Annotated in this window: 5 protein-coding genes; 2 read left to right on the top strand and 3 right to left on the bottom strand. The window is 52.9% G+C overall.

The genetic code is table 11. The features are described 5' to 3' along the window. Nucleotides 1-78 precede the first annotated feature (78 nt). From FEK42_RS16585 to glsA, 3 genes are all read right to left on the bottom strand, one after another. Complete coding sequence (locus tag FEK42_RS16585; protein WP_130215513.1) at nt 79-1,434, bottom strand: TolC family outer membrane protein; 1,356 nt, start codon at nt 1,432-1,434, stop codon at nt 79-81. Nucleotides 1,435-1,776: 342 nt separating this feature from the next. Further along, nucleotides 1,777-3,069 carry an APC family permease gene (locus tag FEK42_RS16580; protein ID WP_130206329.1) on the bottom strand — a complete coding sequence of 431 codons (1,293 nt, stop codon included), beginning with the start codon at nt 3,067-3,069 and terminating at the stop codon, nt 1,777-1,779. 2 nt (nt 3,070-3,071) lie between these two features. Beyond that, on the bottom strand, nt 3,072-4,004 hold the full coding sequence (gene glsA / locus FEK42_RS16575) for a glutaminase A (protein WP_130215511.1): 933 nt from the start codon (nt 4,002-4,004) through the stop codon (nt 3,072-3,074). Nucleotides 4,005-4,265: 261 nt separating this feature from the next. Between glsA and copA the strand changes: the two genes are divergently transcribed. Further along, a complete protein-coding gene (copA, locus tag FEK42_RS16570; RefSeq protein WP_135492558.1) occupies nt 4,266-6,770 on the top strand; it encodes a copper-exporting P-type ATPase CopA in 2,505 nt (834 codons plus the stop codon). Between the two features lie 428 nt (nt 6,771-7,198). Next, a partial coding sequence (locus FEK42_RS16565) for a TraB/GumN family protein (RefSeq protein ID WP_171022638.1) occupies nt 7,199-7,570 on the top strand: 372 nt, incomplete at its 3' end.

Below are 7,570 nucleotides of genomic sequence, written 5' to 3'. Positions count from 1 at the left end.
TTAGCGAGTCCATTTATCTAAATAAGACAAAGGTAATCACTCAACAACGATGCATACCTGATATTAATAATGGCAGGATTATTTCAAGTCGGGTAAGTCGTTGTATAAGCCCTGTTTAATTCCCGCTAATGGAATAAGGTTATTAACCGCAGCGGCATAATTCACTGCGGCGACCCAGCCATCATAATTGGCATTTATTTCAGCCGATTGCGCCTGAAAGACATCTTGCTCGACGGTTAATAGATCATTCAGGCTGCGTTTACCCAATTTATATTCATTTTGGTACACATCTCTCGTTTTGTGCGCACTTTCAGATTGCGCTAACCCAGCCTCTTCACGACCCCGTGCGCCAGTCCAGTTGGCATACGCCACCGACGCTCGTTGAAGTACGTCCAGTTTTGCCTGCTCAACCTGCGAAGCAGAGATTTTTTGTTGCCCTTCGGCCTGTTGCACCTGGGCTGAAACCGCGCCGCCCTGATACAGCGGCGCGTTGACGTTCAGTTGTAACTGATCATCCCAATACGAGCGGTCGCTGGTCTGGTAGCGCGTTTTGCCGCCCTGAATACTGAGCGTAGGCCAGTATTGCGATTTGGTTTTCTCCACGCCGTACTGGGCAGACTGGCGTAAGTTTTCTGCCGCCAGTACCAGCGGGATGGACTGATAGTCGATATTTTTTAGCGACACTGGCTGTTCGGCTAATGCGGCTGGCGGCGAAGCTATCGCCTCCGGCTGTACGCCTGTGAGCACCGCCAGCTGTGCTTTGGCGCTTGTCATCTGTGCCTGATATTGTTCCAGCGTCGAGCGCATTCCCGCTATACGCGTTTGCGCCTGTAACTCATCGGATGATGAATTAAGCCCGGCGTTGGCGCGTAGTGCGGCCATGTTGTAGACGTTTTCCAGAGAGTGAATGTTACGTTGCGCTGCGTCGCACAAAGCCTGATAACGACTGACTTCCATATAGGTCGTCGCCGTCTTTTCGGCTACGTCGGTTAAGGTTGCCATCAATTTAAAGCGGTAGCTGTCACGAGCAGCAGTTTGCAGTTTGATATCGTTACTGGTTTTACCAAAGTCATACACCAGCTGCGTCAGGGTTATGCCATAAGAAACGTTGTTATCCAGCCTGCCGCTGGAGTCCGTTTGCCGGGAAGGCCCCGCATTACCCGTTAAACCGATGTGCGGATACCAGGCGCTTTTGGCTTCATCGATTTGCGCTTCACCAATACCTATCTGCGCCGCCTGTTGGGTGACGTCGGGGTTTCGCGCAAAGGCACGCAATATGCTTTCCTGTAACGATAAACTGGCAACCGGCGTAACCGCAGGAGCATTGGCCCATTGCGGTAATGGCGCAGCAAGCGCGTCTCCACCCATCACAATAAAACTGATTAAAAATATCAGACCTTTATTTTTACGGTTTTTTAATTGTAATCGCGCCATAGATAAGTCACTTCCTTCCAGGTCATTATTTTAACTGATCTTTATAACCAGCATCATTTTATTTAAGAAGGGTAATAACTTGTGCATCTCTTTTGTTTTTACTTCCCCCATTAAAAGAAATGCAGTGAAAAAGCTTATACGTTATTTATTAAGAATACACTACGACTTTTAGTTTACCATCATCCTCGTTAAGAATAATCCACGATAAGAAGTGATAGAAATCACAGTTTTATCGTCTATATATCTTTTTGGTGTGAATTATTTATTAAAAGCATAAGCAAGGGATTAAATTAAGGATAAAAAATAAAAGCGCAGTGCAGAAAGCACTGCGCACAAGAAGGTTTATACCGTTTTATTCCGTTTCATTACCATTGCCACAATAAGGCTTAGTAATAGTGCGCCTATAATCCACATCAGCGCACTGCTGCCCTGGGACCACAGGCTGTAAATAAAACCGATGATCACCAACAACATAACCAGCGTGCCAACGATGAGGATTGGCAACGAGGCGTGGATATCATGACGCAGGCGGATAGCGACCATAAACACCGCCAGGTAACAGACCAAAAAAGTGGCACTGGCGACGCTGGCGAGCGAGCCTAAATTCAACGCCGCCGTCATCAGCATGATCAACACCACCACGATGATGTTGCCCCATGTGCTCTGCCGCCACAGGGATTTATTCATTAGCTTCGGCAGTTCATGCTCGCTGCCCATGTTGTCCATGATATTAAATACCGCGAACAGGTTAGCGTTAATGGCTGAAGCCGTCGCCAGTAAAGCGCCGATCACCACAATCACATACCCCACATGCCCGAGCAGCGGAGAAGCGGCCTGCGCTACCGCGGTATCGGCATATTTTTCTAACTCTAATGCCGAAACATCGCTAAGCAGTACCAGCGCTAGTGCGATGTAAAGCAGCGTAGTAACGCCAATCGCCACCAGAAACGCCCGTGGCATAATGACCGCCGGATCTTTTACTTTATCCGCCGCGTTCGCCATCATGCCAAAGCCCGCGTAGGCAAGGAAGGTAATCCCGATACAAGAGAAGAACGCGCCGGAAGTGGGGGGCGCGGAGACAGAAATGTGCGCAGGTTGTAGCGACCAGACACCCGCAATGATCAACAACAACAGGATCATCATTTTGATGCCAACGAGGATAACTTCCAGTCGACCTACCGCGTGGTTGCTTAAAGAGTTGAAGAGAGTCATCAGCGCAATGATAGCCAGCGCGTACAGCAAAATAAGATGCTCATCCTGGCTGCCTTCATGCAGAAACTGCACGGCATAAGCACCAAATGCGCGGGCAACCATAGCAATACTCACCGCCAGCGTCATCAGGTAAAGCAAGGATAATGCCAGTGAAAAGACGCCGTTCCCTAATCCCCGGCGAAAGAAGTCAATAATCCCGCCATTACTGGGATAACTCGCCCCAAGTCGCGCATAGGCATAACCGGAAAACATCGCCACTATGCCGCCAAAGGCAAAAGCGACCCAGGTCGAGGCTTCCATTAACAACGCCGCCTGCCCCAGCAGGGCAAAGATCCCTGCCCCCACCATTGCCCCGATGCCAATGGAAACGACGTTCCATAGCCCGAGGGGTTTGTTACCGTTATCACCTTCCGCGTTCATCATGATCAGCCCTTAAACACGTTATAGCCGAGTTGGTTAGCAACAGATGCCACCATTTTCTGACCCCGAACACTATTACCGTCTTCATCCAGCGGCGGGGAGAACGCGGCAATCCCCATCACGCCAGGTACTACCGCCAGAATGCCGCCGCCAACGCCGCTTTTTCCTGGCAAACCAACGCGATACGCCCAGTCACCGGAGCGACCATACAGCCCTTCCATCATCATTTCGGCCAGAATGTATGGCACGTTGTCGGCCTGCAGAATACGTTTTTGACTTAGCGGATTAACACCGCCCGCCGCCAGCGTCGCGCCAAGCGTCGCCAGTTCCACGGTATTGATGAGCGTGGAACATTGGCGAGTGTAGACATCACAGGCTTCCATCGCATCGCAATACAGATATCCGGCGGAGTACAGCAGCCAGGCAATAGCGCGGTTATGGAAGTTGGTTGTTTGTTCCGACTGGTTGACTTCGTCAGAGAGCGCGACTTGTTCTCCTGCAAGCTGTTGTTGAATATGTAAAATTCGCTGCCAGCGTTGTTCTGCATTCTCGGCTTTAATCAGACTGACGGCGGCGATAGCCCCCGCATTAACCAGCGGTGATAACGGTTTGCCACCATGAAGTTCTAAGGCAATGACCGAGTTAAAGGGAAGTCCGGTGGGATCTGCGCCAATTTTATCCTGTACAGCCTGCGGGCCGACATCTTCTAACGCGAGGGCTAGCGTACAGACTTTGGAGATGGATTCCAGCGCAAAGCGGTAATCACTGTCACCGGCACTATAGATATTGCCATCGCAGGTTACGATAGCGACGCTCGCCAGTTGACTGGGGACATTCGCCAGAAAGGGGATGTAGTCGGCGTTTTGTCCGCCGCTAAGTGAGTGAAATTGGGTGTACGCCTGATCCACTGCTTGTTGTAGTTTGTTTGCATCTAACATCTTTTGTTAACTCCTTTTTATAGATGCGGGAGGTATTTCCTCACCCCGATGCCAGTTTTCAGGCATCCTGATTTAACTTAGCACCCGTACTTTAGATAAAGGAAAACAAAGAGATAAATGTCTAATTCTGATGCTAATTGCGCCAATTTTTTAATCTCTGCCGACTTTTTATTTCGCTGATAAATAATTTCTTGACCTTCCCCTTGCTGGAAGGTTTACCCTTTATCACAGTCAGTCAACACTGTCTTAAAGGAGTACGTTATGTCACAAACTATCGACCTGACCCTGGACGGCCTGTCCTGCGGTCACTGCGTTAAACGCGTGAAAGAAAGTCTCGAACAGCGCCCGGACGTTGAGCAGGCGGATGTGTCAGTCACTGAAGCACACGTTACCGGCACTGCCAGTGCAGAACAGCTGATCGAAACCATCAAACAAGCGGGTTATGACGCATCTGTAAGCCACCCAAAGGCTAAACCGCTGGCGGAGTCATCAATCCCGTCGGAAGCACTGACAGCGGTTTCTGATGAGCTTCCGGCAGCGACCGCCGATGACGATGACAGCCAGCAGTTGCTGCTGAGCGGCATGAGCTGCGCCAGCTGTGTCACCCGCGTACAAAATGCGCTGCAAAGCGTACCGGGCGTCACCCAGGCACGGGTAAACCTGGCGGAGCGTACTGCGCTGGTGATGGGCAGTGCCTCCCCACAAGATTTAGTCCAGGCGGTGGAGAAAGCAGGTTACGGCGCAGAGGCAATTGAAGATGACGCTAAACGTCGTGAGCGCCAGCAAGAAACCGCCATCGCTACAATGAAGCGCTTCCGCTGGCAGGCGATTGTCGCCCTGGCGGTGGGTATCCCGGTGATGGTCTGGGGGATGATCGGCGATAACATGATGGTTACCGCCGACAACCGCAGCCTGTGGCTGGCTATCGGCCTGATAACGCTGGCGGTGATGGTTTTCGCGGGCGGACATTTTTACCGTAGCGCATGGAAAAGCCTGCGCAACGGTGCGGCGACGATGGATACGCTGGTGGCGCTGGGTACGGGCGTGGCGTGGCTCTATTCGATGAGCGTCAACCTGTGGCCGCAGTGGTTCCCGATGGAAGCACGACATCTTTATTACGAAGCCAGCGCGATGATTATCGGTCTGATCAATCTCGGTCATATGCTGGAAGCGCGCGCACGTCAGCGTTCTTCAAAGGCGCTGGAGAAGTTACTCGATTTAACGCCGCCAACGGCGCGCCTGGTTACTGACGAAGGTGAAAAAAGCGTGCCGCTGGCGGAAGTTCAGCCAGGCATGCTACTGCGCCTGACGACGGGCGACCGCGTGCCGGTAGATGGTGAAATTACACAAGGCGAAGCGTGGCTGGATGAAGCGATGCTGACGGGCGAACCTATCCCGCAGCAAAAAGGCGAAGGCGATAGCGTCCATGCCGGGACAGTGGTTCAGGACGGTAGCGTGCTGTTTCGTGCCAGTGCGGTTGGCAGCCATACCACGCTGTCACGGATTATTCGTATGGTACGCCAGGCCCAGAGCAGCAAGCCAGAAATCGGCCAGCTGGCGGATAAAATCTCTGCCGTATTTGTGCCAGTAGTGGTGGTTATTGCGCTGATCAGTGCGGCAATCTGGTATTTCTTTGGTCCGGCACCGCAGATTGTCTATACCCTGGTGATCGCCACCACGGTGCTGATTATCGCCTGTCCGTGTGCGCTGGGGCTGGCGACGCCGATGTCGATTATTTCCGGCGTCGGGCGGGCGGCTGAGTTTGGTGTGCTGGTGCGGGACGCCGACGCACTGCAACGCGCCAGTACGCTTGATACCGTCGTGTTCGATAAAACCGGGACGCTGACCGAAGGGAAGCCACAGGTTGTCGCGGTAAAAACATTTGCTGATGTTGATGAAGCGCAGGCATTGCGTCTGGCGGCGGCGCTGGAGCAAGGTTCCAGCCATCCGCTGGCACGAGCGATCCTCGATAAAGCAGGCGATATGCAGCTACCGCAGGTCAACGGTTTCCGCACATTGCGCGGGCTGGGCGTGAGCGGTGAAGCAGAAGGTCATGCGTTATTGCTGGGTAATCAGGCGTTGCTAAATGACCAGCAAGTCGATACTAAAGCGATTGAAGCAGATATTTCAGCTCAGGCATCGCAAGGCGCAACGCCTGTGCTGCTGGCGGTTGACGGGAAAGCGGTGGCCTTGCTGGCAGTACGCGATCCGTTGCGTAATGATAGCGTGGCGGCGCTGCAACGTCTGCATAAAGCGGGATATCGTCTGGTGATGTTGACCGGGGATAACCCAACCACCGCCAAAGCAATCGCCAAAGAAGCTGGAATTGATGAAGTGATTGCCGGGGTGCTGCCGGACGGTAAAGCCGAAGCGATCAAACGTCTGCAAAGTGAAGGACGTCAGGTGGCAATGGTGGGCGACGGCATTAACGACGCGCCAGCGCTGGCCCAGGCGGATGTCGGTATTGCGATGGGGGGCGGCAGTGATGTTGCCATTGAAACCGCGGCGATTACCCTGATGCGCCATAGCCTGATGGGTGTTGCGGATGCGCTCGCGATTTCCCGTGCAACGCTGCGCAACATGAAGCAGAACCTGCTCGGCGCGTTTATCTACAACAGTATCGGTATTCCGGTCGCCGCTGGTATTTTGTGGCCATTCACTGGAACACTGCTTAACCCGGTAGTTGCCGGAGCGGCAATGGCGCTCTCGTCGATTACCGTAGTGAGTAACGCCAACCGATTGCTGCGGTTTAAACCGAAAGAGTGATTGGTATTTACTTAATGCGTTTGTGAGATCCAGTTCTTGTTGCGCTCCTTTTATGAGTCATGCCATATAAAGTGACTGGCGCAGGGAGCGCGCAGGGGGCGGCCAATCGCCGCCGCCCCCTGCACCCCCGGGCTCTGGCGAACAAAATCGCCGCTGCGCGGTACCCTCAGCTTATCCCTTGCGGCTACCGGGTCGGGCGCGAGGTAACATCCCTGTAAAACGCGCCCTCAGCCCACATCCATGTGGGCTGCCCCGGCCTTCAGGGAACGCCTCGGCGATTTTGACGCCACCAACACCGGTGCAGTCTTTCGTTTCAAAGCAAAAACAATTTTTCGATCATATTTAAGCTACCACTGAACAAGCCTCATAACTCTATTTGCGCCATCCCTCCCCGCGCGCTAGCATGATATTTCACAAAGGGAGGTCGTATGGATCTGTTGTACCGGGTAAAAACGCTTTGGGCCGCGCTGCGCGGTAATCATTACACCTGGCCTGCTATCGATATCTCTCTTCCCGGCAATCGCCATTTTCATCTGATTGGCAGTATTCATATGGGGAGTCACGATATGGCACCCCTGCCCACCCGTTTGCTCAAAAAGCTCAAAAACGCCGATGCGCTGATCGTCGAGGCGGATGTTTCCACCAGCGATACGCCTTTTGCCAATTTGCCAGCCTGCGAGGCGCTGGAAGAGCGCATTAGCGAAGAACAATTGCAAAATCTGCAGCATATTAGCCAGGAGATGGGCATTTCTCCCTCACTCTTTTCTACCCAACCGTTGTGGCAAATCGCGATGGTTCTT

The sequence above is a fragment of the Escherichia sp. E2748 genome (genome assembly GCF_005781125.1).
Lineage (GTDB): Bacteria > Pseudomonadota > Gammaproteobacteria > Enterobacterales > Enterobacteriaceae > Escherichia.
Note: the sequence above shows the minus strand (reverse complement) of the source record. Positions and strands in the feature narration are given on the sequence as shown.